We start from the raw sequence: 20404 nt of genomic DNA, 5'->3' as shown, positions 1-20404 counted from the left end.
CTTGAGTTAACTATCCTATGGATAAAAGCTGAGCGCAAATAAAATCGCTCAAAACAGAATTAGAGAAATAATGAATGAACAGAGATAGCGCTTTTGCTCAATACTTTACCTCAAAGGAAGGACTTTAAATGTTCGATATGAGTTAATTGATTATCGTTTTTCGGTAATTTTGGTTTGTTTTTTAACTTTTTCAGTGCCATATTAGTTTTTTTACTAGAAGGATCGTGAAAATGAAATTTGGTTCTATAGCAATCGTTTCGCTGATTGTGTTGTTATTAACTGGTTGTACGACAATTAAAGTTGAGGAGTCTCACTTTTTGTATCCGGATAAAAAAATAACGATGCGGGAAATACAAAATGTTGATGCGACAGCCAAAAAGCAAGAAGTTACTTTATCCACCGATGAAGGCATCACTCTTAAAGGCACCCTAATTAAAGTTGCAGATGCACGCGCAACAGTTATTTACTTTGGTGGCAACCAGTTTCGCGTTAGTGCCGCAGGCGGGGATCCTGCCAAGCTACTTTTACCTTTTCAGGTAAATATTCTAATGATGGACCATCGCGGTTATGGGCTGAGTTCTGGAGTACCCAGTGTGGCTAACCTAAAAGCTGATGCATTACTGGTGTTTGATTATGTGAAAGGCAGAGCTGATCTAAGTACTTTGCCTGTGGTGATCCATGGTCATTCTTTAGGAAGTATGATCGCAGGTTATGTTGCCAGTCAGCGCAACGTCGATGCTCTCGTACTCGAAGGCAGTGTGACAAATGTTGAGCAGATGACAGCAGCACGAATTCCGTGGTTTGCTAAACCGTTTGTTAGTGTTGAATTTAGTGAAGAGATTAATCAAGTTGATAATTTAAAAGTATTACAAGTTTACCAAGCACCGCTATTAATAATCACCGGTGAAAAAGACACACAAACGCCACCTGAGTTAGCGGAAGATTTATATCAACATGCAAAATCTCAGCAAAAGCAGCTTTACATTGCAAAAGGTAAGCATCATTCAAATGCGTTGACAGGTAAGCAGTTAGCGACTCACTATGAGCAACTTTTAAAACAAATAACACTGAGTAAATCGTCATGAAAAAAATAGTGTGGATGAGTACGCTGATCCTAAGCTTGCTACTTTTTACGCTTATTAGTTTGTTAGTAACAAGCATTATTGTCCTTTTCAGTGACAGTGATGTGTTAAGTTTTACGCAAAGTAACGGTGCGCATATGTGGATTGGCCTTGAAGTCAGTGGATCTTGGCAAGGAATCGCTCAGACATTGGGTGAGCATGGCTTTGATAGTGTTTTATGGCTGGGTCTTGTGCAATTGCTGCCGTTTTTTCTTATCAATATAATTTTGATTCGGTTATTTCTGCTTTACCGATGTGGATCTTTTTTCACTATTGAAAATATCCAATGTTTTAAATGGTTAGGTGGCGTATTATTAGCGCAATTTGCACTAGTTGTATGCTATCCATCACTACTTATAACTCTTCTTAATTTTGCAACAGGAACTGATATGGGAAGAGTCGTGACGATACAAGATACTGATATTATAGGTTTAGTGGTGGGGTTGATTATTTATGTTATTGGTTGGATTATGGGCCAAGCACAGCAACTACAAGAAGAGCAAGAGTTAGTGATTTAATGGCGATTATTATTGATTTAGATGTTGTGTTAGCTAAGCGAAAAATGAAATCTACAGAATTAGCTGAAGCGATAGGTATTACGCCACAAAACTTATCCGTTCTTAGGGCTGGGCGAGCTAAAGCTGTACGCTTTACAACCTTAGATGCAATTTGTAAGCACTTAGGTTGTCAGCCAGGTGATATTCTGCGTTTTGAAGATGACTAACGCAAAATGAGTTTTGTTTGTTTAGTTTGAGCGTCTTTTAATAACTTGCGGTATTTTGCCGGGGTGACGTGCATTATTGCTTTGAACTCTTTGATTAAATGGGGCTGATCGGTAAAGCCACACTCTACAGCAATATCTGCAAAGCTTTGCTCAGGGTTTTCCTTAATTGCTTGTTTAGCCAGTTTTACTCGGTAAATACGTTCAAAATATTTAGGTGTGACACCACATTGCTCCTTAACCTGCCTTTCAAGCTGACGTTGACTCAGTGGGGCACGCTGATAAGCCGTTTCGAGAGGCGTTAACTCAATGAGATTACGGATTAAATGTTTTGAGTGTTTATTATGTTGATTTAATCTGTGCTGGCTAGTGAAATACGATTTGACCAAGGTCACAAACTTTTCGAGGTTGGCACTCTGTTGCAAGGTTTTTGCTATAGCATTTAATGAGCTCTTTGCGACGATAGGGTGTGCAGAGCGTTCAAGTTCAGGCAATACGGTCGGGTTAAAACGAATACCACAGAACACAGCATTTTCTGAAAAAGTAAGTTTAGAAGCATGTGTAGATGTTTGTTGGAATGCATAAGGGGGGAGCAACTGATGGTCATCAAGCAGTAGCTCACCTGCAACAGGAAATATAACACCTGTAGCTCCGTCACAAGCAAGCCATTGCTCCCCTTGAAAATTCGCCCTGGCAAACCAAATAGCTTGAATACTTTGGGCAATATCACCTTTAGGGGTCATCAGTTCTAAGGTAAGGTGGTTACTCATTAAACTCCACTTCAGGTTTAAACATTTTCACAATACGGTTCCAACTATTAATGGCATTAATAGCGATTGTGAGAGCGACTAACCCTTCGTCTGTAAATTCTTTAACTAGCGATTGGTAGAAAGTATCATCAATTGGCTGTGCTTGTGTCAATTTTTCTGACAAAGTTAGCGCAAGTTGTTCTTGGTTAGTGTAAAAGGGCATATCTTTCCAAGCACATAAACCAATAATACGGTTCGTAGTTTCACCATAGTCTTTTGCTTGTTGTGTGTGCATCGCAATACAAAAAGCACATTGATTAAGTTGCGACACTCTTAATTTAATAAGCTCCCATGTTTTTAAGCTGAAAGTCGTTTCGGCAGCCTGTTTTATAAGTTGCTCTTGTTCCATTAGGTGCTTTATTAGCAGTGGTTGTAAAGAAAAATAGTTAGCTCGTTTCATAAATGATCCTTAAATAATATTTTCAACGAGCTTAGTGCTTATGCATTGTTTAATATTGCAAAAAAACGACATTTTATAGAGTTTCTTAGACACGCCAATTAGCACCTTATTTTGAATCCTGCTATGCTACGCGCATTTGCAACACTGAGTATTTGAGATGATTAACGATAACGATGTAATTGAAACATTAGATGAGTTAGAAACGTTTTTACGCCTAGTTGAAAATGGCGGTTTAGGGCTTGAGAACGTAGCCGGAGTTGCACTTGCTACAAACAATAGTGATGGTCGCCCATTTGTTGCGGTGCTTGATGATAGTCATAAGCTGCTATTGGGTCGTTACGTAAGTAATGATGTTTATGAAAACGGTAAAGATATGATCCGTTATGGGACTAAAAAAGCACATTAGCGTTTTTCATGTTGATAATGAATTGCTATAGTGGCGGCTCGTTTTCATGATTATCTATTAGTTTTAGTTAGTTTTAAAAGGAAGTTTGTTTATGAGGTTTTTAATGTTGGCCTTGGTTGGTTTAGCTTTATCTGGATGCGCAAACTCAGGTAAAGAACAAGCAAGTAACGATGGCTTAATTTGTAAAATGGAAAAACCGACTGGCAGCAATATTGCTACTCGCGTGTGTCGTACACCTGAACAAATTGCTGCTTTGGAAAAAGAAGGTAAGCAAGGGATTCGTGATATTCAAAGAAATAGCACTAATACAATAAAATGAATTAGTGGCTGCAATAAGCTCTATAGTATTTTAGCGTTTCAATGGCCACATGTTAATTGTGGCCATTTTTTTTTGATTGTATTTTGATATTTTATTTTGTGCGATGACGCTGCTGTACGTCACTTGCAAAATATCCATATAAACAGAACTAAGTTTAATTTTTGCTGGCGTTCTTTTGTATCTAATAACTAATAATGTTAATGGTTTAGCTAATAGTGTTAAGTTCTCTATGAATACTCATTACCAGTTCGCTAGGAATGCATAACTGATTGGCCAATGTGTCTAAGTAGTGTTTAGAAACTGTTTGGTTCAAATCAATTGCACTGGCACTGGCTGCATATACTTCAATACCCATTTGTGCGTTTGGCACAGCGGCAACTAACTCTGATAGTTGCATTGGTTTTCTTAGCTCATCAAACAGCATGGCTTTTTCTTGCACTGACAATTGCATTGTTTCTACTTGTGCGAAGATTTTTTGTCTTTCGGTTTCATCAATGTGGCCATCAGCATAGGCAGCTGCAATCATAGCGCGCATGAGTAATAATTGCCCATCACTGTGATTATCGTCGATTGTATCAGTGAATGACTGCTCAGGCAGCGTGGCGGGAGTAAAATCAAAACCACGTGAACTAGTTTGCTGAACTGGGGCTGATTTTTGCTCTGAATATTGTTTATAGGCTTTCCAGGCAAGACCACCTACAGCAGCCAATGCTCCGTATTTAACGGCTTTTTTACTGCTCTTTTTACTTTTTCCGCCCATCAAGCTCGTTAGCCCACCGCCGGCAACACCACCCAAAAAGCCATTCAGCGCGCCTGATTTATTTAAATTACCCACTAATTTTTGTAAGTCTTTCATTGTTCTCTCCTTGCAGATATGTGCCCAGATTAGGTGATTTAAAATCAAAAGGAAACGAGATAAATGTTACAAAACACATCAGTTAACAATTGGTGGTATATTTTTATTGGGTATTCTATCGGCAATATTAAAACCTGCAATTGGGGTGAATAGCGATTAACTTAAGTCAAGAAAGCCAGCAAACTAGCTGGCTATCTATTGGTGAAAATATAAGGTTTAAATTAAGGTAAACGTCCCTTGCATAATTGCGTAGTGACCAGGGTATGAGCAGAAAAATGCATAATTTTCGCCCTCTTTTAAAAGGTTGCTTGCGAAGGTTACGCTGGTTTGTTCGCCACCCCCTATAATTTTAGTTGCAGCAAGTACACGACTATCACCTTCTTTTAGGTAATTTTTGTCAAGCCCTGCGCCCATGCCATCGCTGGCGATATCTGGAATATCTGCTTGTTTAGAAAGCACCCAGTTATGGCCCATGGCATTTTTTGGTAATTTGCCAGTATGTTTTAGTGTTACCGTCACTTCTTTACAGCTTTTTGGGGCAGTTAATGACTTAGTTGAAAACTGCATCATATCGTTTGATTCAATTGTTAGTTCACATTCATTAGCATTTGCTGAAGCTGCAAGAATAAACAAAATAGAGCCTAAAATTTTCTTCATGGTATTCTCCTTAAATGAACATATTTACACAGTGGCACGTGCATCTTTAGTTAGTTGAACAAGTGCTTTTCGTACTGCTTGAGGGTTATCACATACCTCATTAAAAGGGATGTAGTAGTTCTTGTTATGGCTTCTGATGTAGCAGCCTTGCGGTAGCAAACCATTCATTACTGGTGCTGTGTCGTCAACATGGTAGTGATGATTTAGAATTAAGGACATTGCATCTTTGTGGTCTTCGTTCATATGATTGATCATATGCAGCTCTTGGTTGTCATCCCATGCTTTTTCTGATGTAAGCCATTCATCTTTTTCAATCCAAAAAATCTTGCCAAAGCCGCCTATATAGCGAATGCGAACAGGGTCTAATTGCCATAAGTTAAAGTCATGAGCGCTACGATAAGAGTCAGCTTCTGGGTATAAAGCAATATATTTGTTGAGTAATACTTCAGCATGTTCTGCTGGAACTAATGAGCCATCACCCACGATGGTTACTCGACCATGTTCGTTTTGATCGCCTGTTTGCGCTGCATCAAATATTGTTAGACTCATGCGCTTGTCGTGAACTAGGTTTTTAGTGTGTTGAGCAATATCGCTGATAAAAAAATACAGTTTTCCTTGCTCATCACACATGTAAGGAGTTACAGAGCCAAATGGATAGCCGCGTAAATTATATGAAAGGGTAGACATTACTCCGCTATTTTTTTTGTATACCAATTGCTTGGCGTCGTTGACGGCTTGTGTTCTCATGAAAACTCCTGACGTTGAGAATAAATCATTGGGGCGTCATGCAGTGGATGTGACTTAACATACAAAGGCATGGCGTAAATGTGTTTTAAATTATGTTCAGTGAGGACATCTGATGTTCTGCCAGACGCCAAAATGTGTTTTTGATGCAACATAATAATGTCGCTGGTATAAAGACTTGCTAAATTTAAGTCGTGGATTGCAATAATGGCGGCATTGCCTTGCTCAACAAACTTGTTAACACAACCCAATAAAGCATGCTGGTGGCGCATATCGAGCGCTGAAGTTGGCTCATCTAATAACATGAGCTTCGGCTGAGCATCATCACTAAATGCATCGAGTTGCGCTAAACAACGTGCCATACTCACTCGTTGTAACTCGCCGCCCGATAAAGCCGTGGCACGACGATCTCTCAGGTGTCCCAGCTCCATAAAATCAATGTATTGAGCTACTTTTTTAGCACAGTGCTGCGTTGTTTCTTTGTAAGGGTAGCGCCCCATTGCAACAAGCTCTTGCACTGTGAATGCAAAACCTAGCTGCTGAGACTGCATAACAACGGCACGTTGATGGGCCAGTTTAGCTTGGCTAAATTTTGCTAAGGGGTGGTTGTGGAGCAGTATTTCACCTTGATAAGGATGACTTCCGGCTAGAGTGTGGAGCAAGGTCGATTTTCCAGCTCCATTTTCACCAATTAAGCCCACACATTGACCTGCTTTAATCTCACCAGTTAAATCTTGCAAGATGGCTTTTTCGCCGTAATTAACACTTAAGTTATTAAAACTAAGCAATTGCGCCTCCTTGCTTACTTTTTAAAATAAGGTAGATAAACAAAGGCGCACCAAGTAGGGCGGTGATTATCCCAATAGGAAGTTCTGCTGGCATGACTAATGTGCGTGCGAGCCAATCAGAGAGTAATAAAACGATAATGCCAAGCAACATACACAAAGGCATCATAACCCGTAAATGGGGACCCACCATAAGCCTTGCAATATGCGGAACAACCAAACCAACAAACCCGATTAAGCCTGTCATTGCGACACTTGCTCCCACACCTAATGCAACTAAAATAATGATTTGAAATTTAAGAGTCTGCGTGTTTATTCCTAAATACTGAGCTTGTGATTCACCTAGCAGCAAACAATTCATAGGTTCTTTTAAATACCACAGGCCAATTGCACTGATAAGTAACAGTGGTAATGCTTGATTTAAATTAGTCCACGTAGCACCGCCAAGTGAGCCCATAGTCCAATAGTTTATTAACCTCAGCGCACTGTCATCAGCATAAAAACTTAATAACCCTATTAATGCAAAGGCAAGAGCGTTTACTGCTACACCGACCAAAATCAAGGTCGTCACATTAACTTGACCGGCCTGTTTAGCGATAAGGTAAACAAAAAGCGTGACAGCCAATGCACCTAAAAATGCGGCATAAGGTAAATATTTATCGGCTTGAAAATCAAATTTCGCACCCAGTGCGATAAATGCCACTGCAATAACTGCAGCGCCTGAACTAATACCAATAATAGATGGGTCGGCAAGTGGATTACGGCACAGGGCTTGAGTTGCCGTGCCAGTTTGAGCCAGCACTAAACCAATCATTACTGCTAACATAAAACGTGGTAAACGAATTTGCGTAACAACATTAATTTGTAACGGGTCAAACTGTGTAAAGTGCTCTGGCGCAAGCCAAGCAATAGCTAAACGCCAGTCCCAGCCGGCGGGGCCAAAACCAATACTTAGTAAAGATAAGGCGGCAATACTCAGAACGCAAAGGACTATCCATTTATTAGGAAAAAGCCTTGTTCTTAGCTCTATTGGTAAAGTAATTGAACCGTTCATAGCTTATTGCGATATTCACTAACTTGCTCAATTGCAATCGCTATTCTTGGTGTTAACCCCAATGATAATAAACTATCCATAACCAGTAACTTACAGTTTTGTGCTGCTTTTAATAAAGATAAAGCGGGCAGCTTACAAAATGCATCTTTACCACCTAATGAGTAAACGACATGAGCAGGTGCAATAATAAAATCGGGTTGCTCTACGGCAAGGATCTCTCTATTTAATGGTTTAAAGCCTGAGTGAGTCTGCGCTAAGTTTTTAATTCCAGTATATTCAAACAACATTTGCGGCACGGTATCAGTACCGGCAGCAACTAAGCCTCTATCATTGGCCGATAATAGAAAAAGTGCTTTTTTACCAGTAAGCGAAGATTTTTCAGGTAAGCTATTTTGGATTTTTTGATTTAAAGCACGTGCTTGCTCTTGCGCACCTAATTCATTACCTAAATTAGTAATTAAGCTATTTAGCTCACTGATAGAGTCTGGCTTAGGGTAGGTTTTTAACGTTACACCAGTCGAACTGATTTGTTTCAATACTTCAGGTCTGCCAGTTCCTTCAAGTGCAAAAAGTGCCGTTGGGCGTAAAGAAAGTACACCTTCCGCAGCAAGATCGCGGTAATACCCAACCTGAGGTAACTCTGTGGCCGCTTTTGGATACATACTCGATTGATCAACACCTACTAGCTCTTGCTGCTGACCTAACGCGAATATAATTTCTGTTAATGTTCCTCCGGCACTTACTATTCGTTGCTCAGCGAAGACTGAGCTTGAAAGCAGTAATAACATGACGCTTAAGTATTTCATATTTGCACTCACTTGAATGATAGTAGCCCTATTATAATTAATTAAATGCAAATGAAAATAGTTATCACAATCAATATGTGTTTGAGGGTGTAACTTCGTAGTTCAACTCTTTGTGCTAGTCTTGTTGGATGAAATTTAGATTATACTCGATCATCTATTACTTTGAGGGCGGGAGGCTTGCATGAGGCGTTTTTATGAAACAGAACGAACTTTAATGGATTATCGAGAAAGAGAAAAAAGCCGTTGGCTTAGGATGCTTTTTATTACTGTGATTAGTATTGCAATTTCTTTACTGATTACTTTCTTGATTCTTCTTGCTACAGGGACAGAAATGATGCCTATCATTTTTATTATAGCGACAATTGCTCCTGCAGTTACTGCACCAATCGTTTCATGGTCTATTAGTGGTTTGATGATTAAAGTTCAAAAATTAGAGGAAACACATCGAAAACTAGCAATGTATGATCATTTAACAGGATTGCTATCTCGTCGAGAGTTTCTAGCTCAAGGGAATGAACTATTGCAAATGTGTCAAAGTAATAATCAACCAGTTGTATTTGCTTATTTAGACTTAGATCACTTCAAAAAAATTAATGATACATACGGTCATGCTGCTGGAGATGAGGTATTGGTAAGTTTTGCAAACCTAGTCAAGAAAACTTTAAGGCAAGAGGATTTACTAGGTCGTTTAGGGGGCGAAGAGTTTGCTCTAATTTTGGTAAACACGCGAGTGGTAGAGGCAAAACAGAAGCTAGAATTGCTCCGTAAATCTGTCGCAAAGATGACAATTAATTACGCTGAGCAACCGCTAAAGATTACAGTTAGTTTAGGGGTAGCTGATTGGGACCGTCCTCATAAAGAAAACTTAATATCGTTAATGAAAAGAGCTGATAATGCACTTTATAGTGCTAAATCATCTGGGCGAAACCAGCTTGCATTTGCCAAGCTATTTTAATGGCTTGCTCCATAAAAACACTGATATATTGTTTGTTTTTGAAACATCTAAATTCTTTAAATAATTTTATTTTTTAAGTAGGGCGCATGTTACGATTTTTTTCTATAGACCAAGGTGTGATCACAGAAACAGAGCCAGCTGCTGATATGCCTCTTGCAACCGCTATTAAGAATGCCCATTGGATTGATACTATAAATCCGACTGAAGAAGAACGACAAGCGCTGGCAAGCACCCTTAATATCACCTTACCCGGCGCTGATGATGTTGAAGAAATCGAGGCCTCTTCCCGTTGCTTTATCGACCATGAAGGCTTGCATGTGCATGCGCTTTTCATGTCACCAAACGAAGGGCGCTTTAATACGGTAACCGTAGCTTGTTTGTTACAAGACAACTGTTTGCTGACAATCCGCGATGATGAACTAGCCGATTTTCGTCTATTACGACTACGTGCTCGGAAAGGGCAAGTGGCGTGTGATAATCCAAAGCAACTTTTGGTGACTTTATTTGACCAAAAAGTCGAAAACCACGCTGATATGCTTGAAGACATGCATCATCAGTTAGAAAAACTCAGTGCCTATGTACTTGAAGAGGATGACTCTGACTTAGAAGAAGCCGTTAGCCGAATTTCTCGCCTTGAAGATAATAACGGTAAGGTGCGTTTATGTTTGATGGATACGCGCCGGAATATTTCGTTTTTACTGCGCCACCTTGGAGCGCCGACAGAAGACCGCGAATCACTACGTGAAATTGTACTCGATATTGATACCCTTATGTCTCACTGTACATTTTTGTTTGATAAGGTGAATTTCTTAATGGACTCGACTCAGGGTTTTATTAACATCGAACAAAACCAAATTATCAAAACCTTCTCTATCGCCTCAGTGGTGTTTTTACCTCCAACCGTTGTCGCCAGTATTTATGGGATGAATTTTAACAGTATGCCTGAACTGCAATGGGCATGGGGTTACCCGTTTGCAATTGGCATTATGTTGCTGTCTGGCTTTGCACCTTACTTGTTCTTTAAACATAAAGGTTGGTTGTAACAAAGCATAAAAAAGCCCAGCAAATGCTGGGCAAGGGGTCTTCGGATAGACCTAGGGGGTTTAACCTTTCAATTCGCCGGTAGACGATTCGATATGTGCACGAACAAACCATTGGAATTGTTCTAAATCAGCCAGTTGGCCGGTGATCATATCTTCAGAAACTGGGTCTAGCTCACCAAGCTTATCGATAGCTGCACGGTGGTCTTTATTAACACCGTTATACACTTTATCAAGCGCTGTTAGGTGGTCAGTAACTAAGCCTTTACCAATTGAATAATCTTGCCAAGTACGGCGTTCTACAATTGATTGAGGTGTGCCAACAGGTACGCCGCCCATGGTTGCAATACGCTCTGCAATCGTGTCAGTCATCTCTTGCACTGCGCTTACTTGTGGGTCTAACATTTCGTGTACACCAATAAAATTAGGACCAACAACATTCCAATGAATGTGTTTTAAAGTGAGGTGTAAATCGATTAAAGCGACCATGCGTTGGTCTAGAATAGCAATCGTGTCCGCTGCAGCTTGGTCTTTAACCCCCGGTGCTGTAAATTCTGCGATTTTTGATGATGAATTACTCATTACTCCTCCGAGATTATCTGTAAATTTCCTTTCGCTTTTAATCTAAAAAGCATGTGTAATTACACAGAAGCAAGCGTTGTGCCTAATAATTTTTAAATTATAAGGTTCTGAATTTAATAGATTAATTTTATTTAAGTCTTGAGAGAGGGTGATACTAGCTAAGAAGAAGTATGAAAACTCTGCACACCTTCTGTAAAAAATTCAGTGTGCAGATACAAAGTTACGACTTAAGAAAGTAAAGCCGCCGCTAAACGAACAAAATCAGATGAGGTTAGAATGCCCACTAGGTTGTTATCTTTATCAACCACAGGCATGCAGCCATGACGGTTTTCAACAAAAAACTTAGCAACTTCGTGTAGCGGTTGCTCTGGCGAGATACTGGTAAAATCGGTAGCCATAATATCAACCACTTTAGTTTGCTTTTCCTTGCGTTCGAGGGCGCTGGCACTGTAATTAGCCATGATATTCATTACCTGAGCAATCATGATTTTTTGCGTTAACATGCCCACCAAACCACCATGCTCATTGATCACAGGGATATGACGAACATTTTTCTCTTTCATTAGATTATGAGCATCATGCAGGGTATTTTGCGCGCTAATAGCAAATGGGTCTGGCGTCATTAAATCACTAACTAGGTGTGTCATGGCTACATCCTTACAATTAATCAAGTTGTGGTAAGTTTAGCGCTTATCTAGTTAATTTCACTTAAGTGAGATCAAAGTATTAGTGATTAACGGTGTAATTACTTATGCAGTTCAGCAGTAGGTAAAAAGATGTAATGAGGATAATTTTTACCTTTAAATATTAATTTTATGGATTATTAGCTTGTTCAATTAGCGTATAAGCATCATGCGCTTTTTCACTTGGTTTTATGCCTTTTCCTAAAATGATTGTTAATTGTATGATGATTGTGCGCTCTAATAACGTTGACTCATGCAGTGCTGGCGAAGTTTGACTTGTGCAGGTTAATAAACCGCAGTGTGCTCTTTGCTCAAAACGTGGTTTGTTAGTGGGCTTGGAACGCTCAACATCAACTGCCTGCTCGGCAACGAGAAACCAGTCATAACCGGTGTCTATCGTAATGTTGGCGGCTTGCAGCATACTTTGCTCAAGCGCTGAGCGCTTTGAACCGTGACGAGTCTCGTATCGAAGGATATATTGATTATCTGCAAGCTGCTTAGTTGTTAGGCCAGGAATGTTTTTATCATTCGAATGTTGGCTGCTGGTGCAACCAATTAATACAATGGCAATATAAGCTAATAATACGTGTTTCATGATTGTCTCGCTTATTGCCAATGGTTATTTAGTGCTTGTTGTTCGGCGTTACGATCTAACGGTTGGCCTTGAATGTGCTCGTCGATGTAACTATCAAGCGCAGGTGTTTTATTTGCTAAGCGATAGCTTTGGCTTGACATTGCGCGTTGCTCGCTCGATGCATGAAGCTGCCAAATTCCTTGTTGTTTACAAGCAATATGTGTTTGCTGGGTAGTTTTAGAATACAGCGTGTATTGGCGGCAAAAATCGCCATTAGTATTAACAAAGCTAAGCTGTGCAGTTAGGCTTCTGTTTGTATCTAATAGTGTGTTGTCACCACTCAGTTGTTGATCTAATGCGTTGGCAATGGGTTGTTCCAAACCTTGTTGTTGAACAAAGCTAGCAATAGCGACTGTAAAAAGCACCGCAATACTTGCTGCAACGGCCATTTGTTTGCGACCAGCTAGTTTAATTTGCTGCCATTTAGATAGCGAAACGACATTCTCTTTATTATGTTGCTCGATTGTTTGTGCAAGTTCATCAGACAAGGGCATTGCATCAATCTGTGCTGCGTGTTGTTTAACGAGCATGTCAACTTCAGATAGTTCAGCTAGGCGTAAAGCGAGTTGCTCATCTTCAGCAATTGCATTACGTATTGCGTCCATTTCGTTTGCTGGTAATTCATTGTCTAAAAAAGCACTGAGTGTTTGGTCATCAATCTTCATGCGTTTTCCTTAGTGAAATCAGGCTTAATTAATTGATAAAGTGCAGCTCTGGCTCGTGACAATTTACTCATCACGGTGCCAACAGGTATTTCGAGGGTGTGCGCAACATCTTTGTAAGCCATACCTTGCACTGCCACGAGGGATACAATAGCGCGTTGTTCATCTGGCAAGGTTGTTAAAGCGTTATTTACCCGCTGCAAAGTCTCTTGGGTTGCGAAACTCTCTTGTTCATCGTCACAGATGGGTTCTTGAAGTTCTGTATTTTGAACTGCCTTTAAGCGCACTTTTTGCGAGCGGTATTCGTCGATCCAAACATTGCGACAGATCTTGAAAGCCCATTTTAGTGGTTCAATATCATCGGGCATGCCTTTTTGTAAAAGTTTCTCGATGGTCATTTGTACAATATCATCGGCATCTGCTTGATTGCCGGTAAGCGAAAATGCAAAACGTCGCAGCGCTGGTAATAAACTGGTTACTGTATTTGTCATAGTTTCCCTTATTGGTTAGGGCAAGGGCCGATTAATGAAATAACTCATCAATGATTCAGCCAACTCACACTACTATAACGAGCAAGAAAAAGTTTTATTCCCAATAAATGCAATTTTTCTTTCACTGAAACGTTATAGTAGTACCTAACTAAATGAGAAGTCACTGTAACATGAAATTGAAATCAGTCATTTTAAGTAGTTTGCTGTTTACTTCAAGTACGCTATCAGCTGCGATTATCAAGCCAATAAATGGTGTGATAGAACAGGTAGATCCTGTTATTAATCAACTTGAACCGCGCATAACCAGCCAAGTAGAAAGCATACGCAAACATGAGTTAATCGACGACGCAACAGCCATTGTGACCTCGCTACCCAAAAGGCTAGAGATACTTAATCAGTTGCAGGCTCCTACATTTGTTGAAGTCGATGTTGAGCATGGTTTTCGTGCAGTTGAAAGGCAATGGATAATGCTGGCGAATGAACAGCATCAAGAAAAACTGTTGCAAATTGGCGCGCAAATTATCGTCACTAAACAATACACGTCATTGGGTTTGTCATTAGTGCGGTTTGTTGTCCCGACCAATTACGATTCAAAAGCGCATTTGCAACGTTTACTTTCACTCGATGATGCAGCGTTACTGGACAGAAATCATATTTATCAAGCGCAAAATGGTTCTCAACAAGATGCGTCTACAAAAAAGCTTACAGCAATGTGTGACTGGTCTGTAAAAATTGGCATGATTGATAGTGCGATTGATACGACTCATCCGGGATTTAGTAACACACAGATAAAAATGCAGTCATTTCTTGCAAATGACTTAGTTTCACCCGATTTGCACGGCACTGCGGTTGCTGGCGTTTTGGTAGGTAAGTATGAGCAGCTCATGCCGTTATTAACTGAGGCAACATTATACAGCGCGGCGGTGTTTTATCAGCAGTCTGATTTATCACAAGGGGCGACATTAGCTGCAATAGTTGAAGCACTTGATTGGTTGGTTGCTAACGAGGTGCCTGTTATCAATATGAGTTTTACTGGGCCCGACAACGCTATTTTAGCGGCAGCAATCAATGCTACAGCGGCTAAACAAGTAACTTTAGTGGCGGCTGCAGGCAATGAAGGACCTGCTGCGCTGCCACTTTATCCTGCGGCATACCAACATGTCATTGCTGTCACGGCACTAGATAGCCAAAACCGAATTTATCGCTGGTCAAACAAAGGTAATTATATTGATTTTGCGGCATTAGGCGTCAATGTCATGACGTTAAAAGCTGGGGGGGATCTTGGTCGGGAATCTGGAACCTCTGTTGCCGCGCCGCGTATTTCAGCGGCGGCTGCATGCTTAGCGGCAAAGCCAAATGCTTCTCCTAAAAACATTTACCAGGCGTTACAGCAACAAGCGAATGATTTAGGTGAAGTAGGCAAAGATGCGGTGTTTGGACATGGCGTAATTGATTAAAAGCTGGCTTTTAATGACAGCGAAGCAATACTTTGGGTATAGGTGTTTGCTGCCAGCTTAGATTGATAATCGCCGTACTCTGCTTCAGTAACAATTTGCAAAGAGTCAAAAACAGAAAGCTGCCAAAATGCGCTGACTACACTGCGACTTTCATCCCGAGATGGCTCGCTTTGTGTAAGTGGCTGGTTGATAACTTCTTGGTAGTTTTTATCTTGATAGCGCCAGCTTAATCCTGCTTTATTGCTTATATCAAACGCTTTAAAACGATGAGTGATGCCCGTATTTAAGCCCCAACTTTTAAAGTTAAATTGCTCTGAATCAGCATTTTCTCTATCTAAACTAGCGCCTAAAAGCAGCATCGTTTTACCCTGGTTAATAAAGTAATACAGGTTCGAATCAAGCCCTAACCCTTTTGCATCGCGCATTGACTGTGTGGCGAATTGTTTATCTGAAGCCCTAATCGCAGTGCGCAGATAGGTTGTTGGATTAACGTAATGGCCCACATACAAACTTGCTTGATCCAAGGTTAAAAATGTTTCTTTTGCTACTTTTGCTAAAGCGCCGTCATAACGAATACCTACATCAGTACCAGAAAGGCTATAGCTAGAATCAAGGCTGTATTGATGCAATGCCAAGTCATACTGATCAAGCTGGTGATAATTTGTTTGCTCGTATCGATAACTTGGTGTGAACTTAAGGTTGTCAGTTGCATGTAACTCAGCGCTAACGCCAGCTTTAAGTATTGAACCCGTATCACTTTGTGAAGAAATATCATCTAACTCTTTAATGGCTAAATCGGAGTTAGTCGTTAAGCCAATTTGTGCATCAGCATGAAAAGTTGCATCCGAAGCAAATACTTGAATGCTTGTGGTTAACGCACTTAAGGTGATGAGCTTATTAATTGTACGCATAATAATCTCCTAAAGGAGCGCCGGGGGATAACCCGGCACGCTATTGGTTAAAGGCCTAAGTTCAAGCTGTTTTGAATGTTATTAACGACTTCGGTAGTCGTCGCTGCGGATACTTGCTCAGCAACTTGTTGATTGACGCTGTTGCTAACAGTTGATGAAATGGTTTGCTCAACACTACTTTGTACAGAGCTCATTGCAGCTTGTTGTACATTACTAATCAGTGATGATTGCAGGTCATTAGTGATTTGCGAGGCTTGACTTAGACCAGCAGAGCTTAGCTCACTAGGCTCTAAAGACGCTAATACATCTGTTTGCTGAGTCAATTGATTTTGCATTGCGTTAGTTGTGTTCGAATTTGTGTTCGCGACGGCCACATTACTAACAGCAGTTGTCGCAGTTGACAGCATTGACTCACCTGCTAGCGCTACGGTATTGGCTGCTTGAGAAGCGCTTGATACTGAGTTTGTTAAACCAAGCTCGGGCATAGTTTCCGCAGGCTGCTGCTCATCGTTTTCAAGCGTTGTTTGATTATTTGCTTGTCCGCTATTTGAGCTTTCAGTATTCACACCAGCTGATGAATTTTGTGTTGTTGCCGAGCCCGACACTTGAGTTGATTGTATCAGTGTCGTATTCGACGTTGCTTGGTTTGAATCAGTCGAAACTTGACTATTATTTGCTGTTTGCTGCTCAGATGCTACTGATAGTTGCACGTCAGCTGCTGATGAAGCCGCTGAAAAGCCTGTTGCAGTTACGACACAGATTGCGATAAGTGATTGTTTGAAGTTTGTCATTGTCTCGTCCTTTTTTTGCGAATTGACATAGAGGTAACGAGTGGGTGAAAGGTTTATTCCAAAAAGTTTTTACTTTTTTCAATCAAATTAGCTAACTTATTGAAAGCTAGACAGAGTTTTCACTTTTCGTTCATTCACAGGTCACTAAGCTTTAAATTTTTAAAGAAGCTACTGCAATGAAAACATGTTTAGTTTTAGCCTTATTATTTTGCTCTGGATCGGTTTTGGCTAATAGCGTCTGTGGTGGAACGACTGCCAATGGCTATGTGCGTAATGCAGTAAAACTACCCAGCAAGGGTGATAACTTTACCAGTTACAGCAAAATAGCAGAGCTGGCAGGGCGTACGTATGTTCATTCGCAGGTAAAAAACATCATTGTTGATGCCTACCAAGCGCTCCAGAAATCCCATCCTGATAAACGATACAAATACGCTGAAACGGGCTTAGAAAATGGCGGGAAATTTAGCCCGCATAAAACCCATCAAAATGGCTTGTCGGTTGATTTTATGACGCCGGTTGTTAACGAAAAGGGGCAATCAGTTCATTTGCCTACACATGTGTTTAATCGTTTTGGCTACGATATTGAATTTGATAAACAAGGCCAGTTTGAACAGTTTAAGGTTGATTACACCGCTTTAGCAGCTCATATTGTTGAGCTACATAAATCGGCAACAGCAAAAGGTTACGATCTTTGGCGCGTGATCTTTGCCCCAAGCCTGCAAGCTGGGCTTTATAAAACCAAGTATGCCGATTATTTAAAAGAGCATATTCAGTTTTCGACTAAACCATCCTGGGTGCGACATGATGAGCATTACCATGTCGACTTTTTAGTGCCGTGTGAAAAATAGTCTTCAATTTATTACGGTTAGAATTGTTAATTAGATTATACGGTTTTAGTGAACAAGCAGCTGAAAGCTGATAAAGTACGTTGCGCAAAACATGGATGTTTCAACTTGTGCCACTTTTAAGTAAGTTCCTCACGTTTTCTTTAAGAAAAATAGAATCATGCCTCTGTTTGTATTTAATATGCTTAAAGCCTCACTATGCACATAGCTTAAGCATTTTAATTTAGAATTTACTATTAAATATAGAATTTAAAAATATGAAAAAATTAATACAAATCTTTGCTATTTTATTCTTTGTATCAACTTTATCTGCTTGTATGACAACTTATAACCCTGTTCCTCAAGGATATCAGGGCGAAACAGCAACTATAGATGATACCTTCAGAACCATGGCAACTAGTACAGGTCGCTTCTTTTACTTGAGTAAAGTGAATGGTAAAGATGTCAATAACGCTATTAGGGCAACAAACCAAGCTACTTATGGACAAGGTATGGTTCTGTCACCAGTGGGGTTTAGCCGAAAAGTACCAGCAGAGGAAATGACACTAACACTAGTAGCGCAGGTCCATCATGCCGCACCTATTAACTATATGTTTAATTCAGGAACGAATTACATTGTTACAGGTGATGTATCTTTTATTCCAGAAGCAGGACAAAGCTATCTAGTAAAGGGATATTTGAGTAGTGACTTTTCGTCTGTTTGGCTTACAAATAGCGCTGGTGAGCAAGTATCTGATGCTGTTGTTTTAAAAGGTGATCCTGATAAGAGTACAGCTGTAATCGCCAAATTAGTTAAGGGTAAAGTTGTACTTCCCGAGCCGCCAAAAACGCAAGCGACTATTAAAAAGCAGGTTGATATCACAACAGAGTCATTTGATAACCCATTGTTTTTTCTTGAGCAGGGGCTAAGCGCAGAAGCTATTACTAAGAAGTTAGGTGAGCCTGATCATATTCGTTATATTGAAAAAGGCTTTTTTAATAACAAGCCTGAAATACAAATATTTCATTTTACAGATCTTGGCAGTGTTCAAATGGTTAAGTCACCTGCAGATGGGCAATTTTACTCAAAGTTAACTTATAATGTTAATAGCCAAGAGCATTATCAGTTTGTTGATGTAGTGAACCAAGCTGATGGTACCGAAACTCAAATCCTTGGTAAGAAATTTTATAATATCGGTGTTTATAAAGAGCAATACCTAGACGCATTAGCGAATAAGCTCTGGCAAAATAAATATACTGTCGATGGGCGTATGCTAGATGGTGTCGCGTACTATTGTAAAATTATTGCCAATGCACAAACGATGCGTTATCAAGCTATGCTAAAAAACCTTGTTGCAGATAAAGATGTTCCTTCAAAGTTACGTCGTCATTGTAAAGCGGCCAAAAAAGATATAGACAAATTAAAGCTCGCAACTGTTGAGCAGTTTGAATTTATGTAGTTTAGATCCAAGCCAATTCACTTAATCAAGTGAATTGGTATTTCAATCTTAATAATCATTTAAAACAAACTAAACATCACTGAAGCGATTAATAGAATTGCCATTAGGTAGTTAAATGCTTTTAAGCGCTTTGGGCTGGCGAGCCAGTGTTGTAGCTTTTCGCCAAGTAGAGTCCACGAGCTGACACAAGGTAGGTTAATTAAACCAAATACGAGGCTTACGATTAACACTGAGGTGAGGTTTTTATCTGGGGCATATAAACTAACCGCGCTTAATGCCATTGCCCACGCTTTTGGGTTCACCCATTGAAATAGTGCAGCCTGAATAAAAGTAAACGGCTTATTTTCACTACTGGCTTTTTGTTGTGCGTTACTTGTGGCAATTTTAAACGCCAGATAGAGCAAGTAAACAATGCAAAATACTTTCAATATCAAATAGCTTGGTGGAAACAAGTCAAATAGCTGCATGATGCCAAGGCCCACTAAAACCAGCATCAACATAAAGCCAAGCGTCACGCCAAGTAAATGTGGTGTGGTTCTTTTAAAGCCAAAGTTAGCACCTGAGCTCATCAACATTAAGTTATTTGGCCCTGGGGTGATTGATGATACCAAAGCAAATAATGCCAAGGCTGTTAAAATTTCAAAACTCATCGCTATCTCTCCATTTGAATTAAGATGCAATTATAAGTTGTAATGCGCGCAATTTTTGCGCTTAATGTTGTTGTGTATATTTAAAGTTCACAATCAAAAATGAAAAAAGATAAAATTAACGACAGAATATTGCATGAGCTTAAACGCAATGGCCGAATTGCCAATGCCGAGCTGGCAGATAAAGTGGGTTTATCGCCATCGGCATGTCTTCGTAGAGTACAAGAGCTAGAAAAGCTTGGGGTTATTGCGGGGTATCGGGCGGTTATAAATAATCAGGCTGTTGGCCTAGGATTTATCGCTTATGTAGGGGTTGGTTTAAATGAGCACTCAACCGTCTCTCAGCGAGCATTCGAACACGCTCTTGAGTTTATTGATGAAGTAAAAGAGTGCCACAATGTAACTGGCTCGTTCGAATATTTGTTGAGAGTTGAGACGGCGGATCTCAAGTCCTATAAAGCATTTCATGCTGATGTACTTGGCTCAATCCCACAAGTACGAACCATTACAACTCATGTAGTGATGGAATCGCCGAAGGATGAACGCGCTTAGTAAATAGGTTTAGAGCCTTTATATAGAAAACGTTTGG

The 20404-nt window shown here is 40.1% G+C and carries 27 protein-coding genes; 11 read left to right on the top strand and 16 right to left on the bottom strand.

Features of this window, described 5'->3' with window-relative positions:
• Positions 1 to 230: 230 nt before the first annotated feature.
• From BIZ38_RS07290 to BIZ38_RS07280, 3 genes are read left to right on the top strand one after another with little or no spacing between them, the layout of a single operon-like run.
• The gene (locus tag BIZ38_RS07290) at positions 231 to 1085 is read left to right on the top strand and encodes an alpha/beta hydrolase (protein ID WP_222938019.1); all 855 of its coding nucleotides are present in this window, start codon (positions 231 to 233) and stop codon (positions 1083 to 1085) included.
• On the top strand, positions 1082 to 1639 hold the full coding sequence (locus BIZ38_RS07285) for a DUF2975 domain-containing protein (protein WP_138599882.1): 558 nt from the start codon (positions 1082 to 1084) through the stop codon (positions 1637 to 1639). Before BIZ38_RS07290 ends, BIZ38_RS07285 begins: the two co-directional genes overlap by 4 nt.
• Positions 1639 to 1845 carry a helix-turn-helix domain-containing protein gene (locus tag BIZ38_RS07280; RefSeq protein ID WP_054551900.1) on the top strand — a complete coding sequence of 69 codons (207 nt, stop codon included), beginning with the start codon at positions 1639 to 1641 and terminating at the stop codon, positions 1843 to 1845. Before BIZ38_RS07285 ends, BIZ38_RS07280 begins: the two co-directional genes overlap by 1 nt.
• Here the strand turns inward: BIZ38_RS07280 and BIZ38_RS07275 are convergent.
• The gene (locus BIZ38_RS07275) at positions 1842 to 2612 is read right to left on the bottom strand and encodes an AraC family transcriptional regulator (RefSeq protein ID WP_187489969.1); all 771 of its coding nucleotides are present in this window, start codon (positions 2610 to 2612) and stop codon (positions 1842 to 1844) included. The genes BIZ38_RS07280 and BIZ38_RS07275 overlap by 4 nt on opposite strands.
• Positions 2605 to 3051: a carboxymuconolactone decarboxylase family protein gene (locus BIZ38_RS07270; protein WP_138599883.1), complete on the bottom strand. Its 447-nt coding sequence runs from the start codon at positions 3049 to 3051 to the stop codon at positions 2605 to 2607. The genes BIZ38_RS07275 and BIZ38_RS07270 overlap by 8 nt, the downstream gene beginning before the upstream one ends.
• Before the next feature lie 157 nt (positions 3052 to 3208).
• On the opposite strand from BIZ38_RS07270, the gene BIZ38_RS07265 reads away from it, so the two are divergent.
• Both BIZ38_RS07265 and BIZ38_RS07260 read left to right on the top strand, forming a co-directional pair.
• Positions 3209 to 3457, top strand: a complete 249-nt coding sequence (locus BIZ38_RS07265; protein WP_054551897.1) for a hypothetical protein — start codon at positions 3209 to 3211, stop codon at positions 3455 to 3457.
• 91 nt (positions 3458 to 3548) lie between these two features.
• Positions 3549 to 3776: a hypothetical protein gene (locus BIZ38_RS07260; RefSeq protein ID WP_187489968.1), complete on the top strand. Its 228-nt coding sequence runs from the start codon at positions 3549 to 3551 to the stop codon at positions 3774 to 3776.
• Between the two features lie 205 nt (positions 3777 to 3981).
• On the opposite strand, the gene BIZ38_RS07255 is transcribed toward BIZ38_RS07260, so the two are convergent.
• The 6 genes from BIZ38_RS07255 to BIZ38_RS07230 form a co-directional block, all read right to left on the bottom strand.
• Positions 3982 to 4632: a tellurite resistance TerB family protein gene (locus BIZ38_RS07255; RefSeq protein ID WP_187489967.1), complete on the bottom strand. Its 651-nt coding sequence runs from the start codon at positions 4630 to 4632 to the stop codon at positions 3982 to 3984.
• A gap of 216 nt (positions 4633 to 4848) precedes the next feature.
• Positions 4849 to 5289 carry an azurin gene (gene azu / locus BIZ38_RS07250; RefSeq protein WP_054551894.1) on the bottom strand — a complete coding sequence of 147 codons (441 nt, stop codon included), beginning with the start codon at positions 5287 to 5289 and terminating at the stop codon, positions 4849 to 4851.
• A 24-nt stretch (positions 5290 to 5313) separates the two neighbouring features.
• Positions 5314 to 6036 (bottom strand): HugZ family protein, encoded by a 723-nt coding sequence (locus BIZ38_RS07245; RefSeq protein WP_138599885.1) that lies wholly within the window; start codon positions 6034 to 6036, stop codon positions 5314 to 5316.
• Entirely contained in the window at positions 6033 to 6821 is a 789-nt protein-coding gene (locus tag BIZ38_RS07240; RefSeq protein ID WP_138599886.1) for a heme ABC transporter ATP-binding protein, read from the bottom strand. The genes BIZ38_RS07245 and BIZ38_RS07240 overlap by 4 nt, the downstream gene beginning before the upstream one ends.
• The gene (locus tag BIZ38_RS07235; RefSeq protein ID WP_138599887.1) at positions 6814 to 7872 is read right to left on the bottom strand and encodes a FecCD family ABC transporter permease; all 1059 of its coding nucleotides are present in this window, start codon (positions 7870 to 7872) and stop codon (positions 6814 to 6816) included. Before BIZ38_RS07235 ends, BIZ38_RS07240 begins: the two co-directional genes overlap by 8 nt.
• On the bottom strand, positions 7869 to 8678 hold the full coding sequence (locus BIZ38_RS07230) for a hemin ABC transporter substrate-binding protein (RefSeq protein WP_054551890.1): 810 nt from the start codon (positions 8676 to 8678) through the stop codon (positions 7869 to 7871). Before BIZ38_RS07230 ends, BIZ38_RS07235 begins: the two co-directional genes overlap by 4 nt.
• A 181-nt stretch (positions 8679 to 8859) precedes the next feature.
• Between BIZ38_RS07230 and BIZ38_RS07225 the strand changes: the two genes are divergently transcribed.
• A complete protein-coding gene (locus BIZ38_RS07225; protein ID WP_138599888.1) occupies positions 8860 to 9633 on the top strand; it encodes a GGDEF domain-containing protein in 774 nt (257 codons plus the stop codon).
• Between the two features lie 86 nt (positions 9634 to 9719).
• The gene (gene corA, locus BIZ38_RS07220; RefSeq protein ID WP_054551888.1) at positions 9720 to 10676 is read left to right on the top strand and encodes a magnesium/cobalt transporter CorA; all 957 of its coding nucleotides are present in this window, start codon (positions 9720 to 9722) and stop codon (positions 10674 to 10676) included.
• A gap of 60 nt (positions 10677 to 10736) precedes the next feature.
• Here the strand turns inward: corA and dps are convergent, their stop codons facing one another.
• The 5 genes from dps to BIZ38_RS07195 all read right to left on the bottom strand — a co-directional run bounded on the left by dps (position 10737) and on the right by BIZ38_RS07195 (position 13725).
• Positions 10737 to 11255 (bottom strand): DNA starvation/stationary phase protection protein Dps, encoded by a 519-nt coding sequence (gene dps, locus BIZ38_RS07215; protein ID WP_054551887.1) that lies wholly within the window; start codon positions 11253 to 11255, stop codon positions 10737 to 10739.
• A 227-nt stretch (positions 11256 to 11482) separates the two neighbouring features.
• Complete coding sequence (locus BIZ38_RS07210; protein WP_054551886.1) at positions 11483 to 11902, bottom strand: HPP family protein; 420 nt, start codon at positions 11900 to 11902, stop codon at positions 11483 to 11485.
• A gap of 166 nt (positions 11903 to 12068) precedes the next feature.
• Entirely contained in the window at positions 12069 to 12533 is a 465-nt protein-coding gene (locus tag BIZ38_RS07205; RefSeq protein WP_187489966.1) for a CC0125/CC1285 family lipoprotein, read from the bottom strand.
• A gap of 11 nt (positions 12534 to 12544) precedes the next feature.
• Positions 12545 to 13237, bottom strand: a complete 693-nt coding sequence (locus BIZ38_RS07200; RefSeq protein ID WP_187489965.1) for a hypothetical protein — start codon at positions 13235 to 13237, stop codon at positions 12545 to 12547.
• The gene (locus tag BIZ38_RS07195) at positions 13234 to 13725 is read right to left on the bottom strand and encodes an RNA polymerase sigma factor (protein WP_187489964.1); all 492 of its coding nucleotides are present in this window, start codon (positions 13723 to 13725) and stop codon (positions 13234 to 13236) included. The genes BIZ38_RS07200 and BIZ38_RS07195 overlap by 4 nt, the downstream gene beginning before the upstream one ends.
• A gap of 170 nt (positions 13726 to 13895) precedes the next feature.
• On the opposite strand from BIZ38_RS07195, the gene BIZ38_RS07190 reads away from it, so the two are divergent.
• Positions 13896 to 15182 carry a S8 family serine peptidase gene (locus BIZ38_RS07190; RefSeq protein ID WP_262387569.1) on the top strand — a complete coding sequence of 429 codons (1287 nt, stop codon included), beginning with the start codon at positions 13896 to 13898 and terminating at the stop codon, positions 15180 to 15182.
• Here the strand turns inward: BIZ38_RS07190 and BIZ38_RS07185 are convergent.
• Positions 15179 to 16093, bottom strand: coding sequence for a surface lipoprotein assembly modifier (locus tag BIZ38_RS07185; protein ID WP_138599893.1), 915 nt, complete (start codon positions 16091 to 16093; stop codon positions 15179 to 15181). The genes BIZ38_RS07190 and BIZ38_RS07185 overlap by 4 nt on opposite strands.
• 47 nt (positions 16094 to 16140) lie before the next feature.
• Entirely contained in the window at positions 16141 to 16884 is a 744-nt protein-coding gene (locus BIZ38_RS07180; protein WP_138599894.1) for a hypothetical protein, read from the bottom strand.
• A gap of 176 nt (positions 16885 to 17060) precedes the next feature.
• Between BIZ38_RS07180 and BIZ38_RS07175 the strand changes: the two genes are divergently transcribed.
• Together BIZ38_RS07175 and BIZ38_RS07170 are read left to right on the top strand one after the other, a co-directional pair.
• Entirely contained in the window at positions 17061 to 17732 is a 672-nt protein-coding gene (locus BIZ38_RS07175) for a penicillin-insensitive murein endopeptidase (protein ID WP_187489962.1), read from the top strand.
• 254 nt (positions 17733 to 17986) lie between these two features.
• The gene (locus tag BIZ38_RS07170; protein ID WP_187489961.1) at positions 17987 to 19168 is read left to right on the top strand and encodes a hypothetical protein; all 1182 of its coding nucleotides are present in this window, start codon (positions 17987 to 17989) and stop codon (positions 19166 to 19168) included.
• Between the two features lie 59 nt (positions 19169 to 19227).
• On the opposite strand, the gene BIZ38_RS07165 is transcribed toward BIZ38_RS07170, so the two are convergent.
• Complete coding sequence (locus BIZ38_RS07165) at positions 19228 to 19818, bottom strand: LysE family translocator (protein WP_187489960.1); 591 nt, start codon at positions 19816 to 19818, stop codon at positions 19228 to 19230.
• 99 nt (positions 19819 to 19917) lie between these two features.
• Here BIZ38_RS07165 and BIZ38_RS07160 point away from each other — a divergent pair, with 99 nt between their 5' ends.
• Entirely contained in the window at positions 19918 to 20367 is a 450-nt protein-coding gene (locus tag BIZ38_RS07160) for an Lrp/AsnC family transcriptional regulator (RefSeq protein ID WP_054551870.1), read from the top strand.
• Positions 20368 to 20404 lie beyond the last annotated feature (37 nt).

It is taken from the genome of Pseudoalteromonas sp. BZK2, assembly GCF_014349195.1.
GTDB classification, from domain to species: domain Bacteria; phylum Pseudomonadota; class Gammaproteobacteria; order Enterobacterales; family Alteromonadaceae; genus Pseudoalteromonas; species Pseudoalteromonas simplex.
This window is presented reverse-complemented; position numbering and strand designations above follow the sequence as displayed.

Excerpts from the sequence above, each read along its gene's own strand:
- BIZ38_RS07290 (WP_222938019.1), top strand. The coding sequence starts at position 231 with ATGAAATTTGGTTCTATAGCAATCGTTTCGCTGATTGTGTTGTTATTA.
- BIZ38_RS07285 (WP_138599882.1), top strand. The coding sequence starts at position 1,082 with ATGAAAAAAATAGTGTGGATGAGTACGCTGATCCTAAGCTTGCTACTT.
- BIZ38_RS07280 (WP_054551900.1), top strand. The coding sequence starts at position 1,639 with ATGGCGATTATTATTGATTTAGATGTTGTGTTAGCTAAGCGAAAAATG.
- BIZ38_RS07275 (WP_187489969.1), bottom strand. The coding sequence starts at position 2,612 with ATGAGTAACCACCTTACCTTAGAACTGATGACCCCTAAAGGTGATATT.
- BIZ38_RS07270 (WP_138599883.1), bottom strand. The coding sequence starts at position 3,051 with ATGAAACGAGCTAACTATTTTTCTTTACAACCACTGCTAATAAAGCAC.
- BIZ38_RS07265 (WP_054551897.1), top strand. The coding sequence starts at position 3,209 with ATGATTAACGATAACGATGTAATTGAAACATTAGATGAGTTAGAAACG.
- BIZ38_RS07260 (WP_187489968.1), top strand. The coding sequence starts at position 3,549 with ATGAGGTTTTTAATGTTGGCCTTGGTTGGTTTAGCTTTATCTGGATGC.
- BIZ38_RS07255 (WP_187489967.1), bottom strand. The coding sequence starts at position 4,632 with ATGAAAGACTTACAAAAATTAGTGGGTAATTTAAATAAATCAGGCGCG.
- azu (WP_054551894.1), bottom strand. The coding sequence starts at position 5,289 with ATGAAGAAAATTTTAGGCTCTATTTTGTTTATTCTTGCAGCTTCAGCA.
- BIZ38_RS07245 (WP_138599885.1), bottom strand. The coding sequence starts at position 6,036 with ATGAGAACACAAGCCGTCAACGACGCCAAGCAATTGGTATACAAAAAA.
- BIZ38_RS07235 (WP_138599887.1), bottom strand. The coding sequence starts at position 7,872 with ATGAACGGTTCAATTACTTTACCAATAGAGCTAAGAACAAGGCTTTTT.
- BIZ38_RS07230 (WP_054551890.1), bottom strand. The coding sequence starts at position 8,678 with ATGAAATACTTAAGCGTCATGTTATTACTGCTTTCAAGCTCAGTCTTC.
- BIZ38_RS07225 (WP_138599888.1), top strand. The coding sequence starts at position 8,860 with ATGAGGCGTTTTTATGAAACAGAACGAACTTTAATGGATTATCGAGAA.
- corA (WP_054551888.1), top strand. The coding sequence starts at position 9,720 with ATGTTACGATTTTTTTCTATAGACCAAGGTGTGATCACAGAAACAGAG.
- dps (WP_054551887.1), bottom strand. The coding sequence starts at position 11,255 with ATGAGTAATTCATCATCAAAAATCGCAGAATTTACAGCACCGGGGGTT.
- BIZ38_RS07210 (WP_054551886.1), bottom strand. The coding sequence starts at position 11,902 with ATGACACACCTAGTTAGTGATTTAATGACGCCAGACCCATTTGCTATT.
- BIZ38_RS07205 (WP_187489966.1), bottom strand. The coding sequence starts at position 12,533 with ATGAAACACGTATTATTAGCTTATATTGCCATTGTATTAATTGGTTGC.
- BIZ38_RS07200 (WP_187489965.1), bottom strand. The coding sequence starts at position 13,237 with ATGAAGATTGATGACCAAACACTCAGTGCTTTTTTAGACAATGAATTA.
- BIZ38_RS07195 (WP_187489964.1), bottom strand. The coding sequence starts at position 13,725 with ATGACAAATACAGTAACCAGTTTATTACCAGCGCTGCGACGTTTTGCA.
- BIZ38_RS07190 (WP_262387569.1), top strand. The coding sequence starts at position 13,896 with ATGAAATTGAAATCAGTCATTTTAAGTAGTTTGCTGTTTACTTCAAGT.
- BIZ38_RS07185 (WP_138599893.1), bottom strand. The coding sequence starts at position 16,093 with ATGCGTACAATTAATAAGCTCATCACCTTAAGTGCGTTAACCACAAGC.
- BIZ38_RS07180 (WP_138599894.1), bottom strand. The coding sequence starts at position 16,884 with ATGACAAACTTCAAACAATCACTTATCGCAATCTGTGTCGTAACTGCA.
- BIZ38_RS07175 (WP_187489962.1), top strand. The coding sequence starts at position 17,061 with ATGAAAACATGTTTAGTTTTAGCCTTATTATTTTGCTCTGGATCGGTT.
- BIZ38_RS07170 (WP_187489961.1), top strand. The coding sequence starts at position 17,987 with ATGAAAAAATTAATACAAATCTTTGCTATTTTATTCTTTGTATCAACT.
- BIZ38_RS07165 (WP_187489960.1), bottom strand. The coding sequence starts at position 19,818 with ATGAGTTTTGAAATTTTAACAGCCTTGGCATTATTTGCTTTGGTATCA.
- BIZ38_RS07160 (WP_054551870.1), top strand. The coding sequence starts at position 19,918 with ATGAAAAAAGATAAAATTAACGACAGAATATTGCATGAGCTTAAACGC.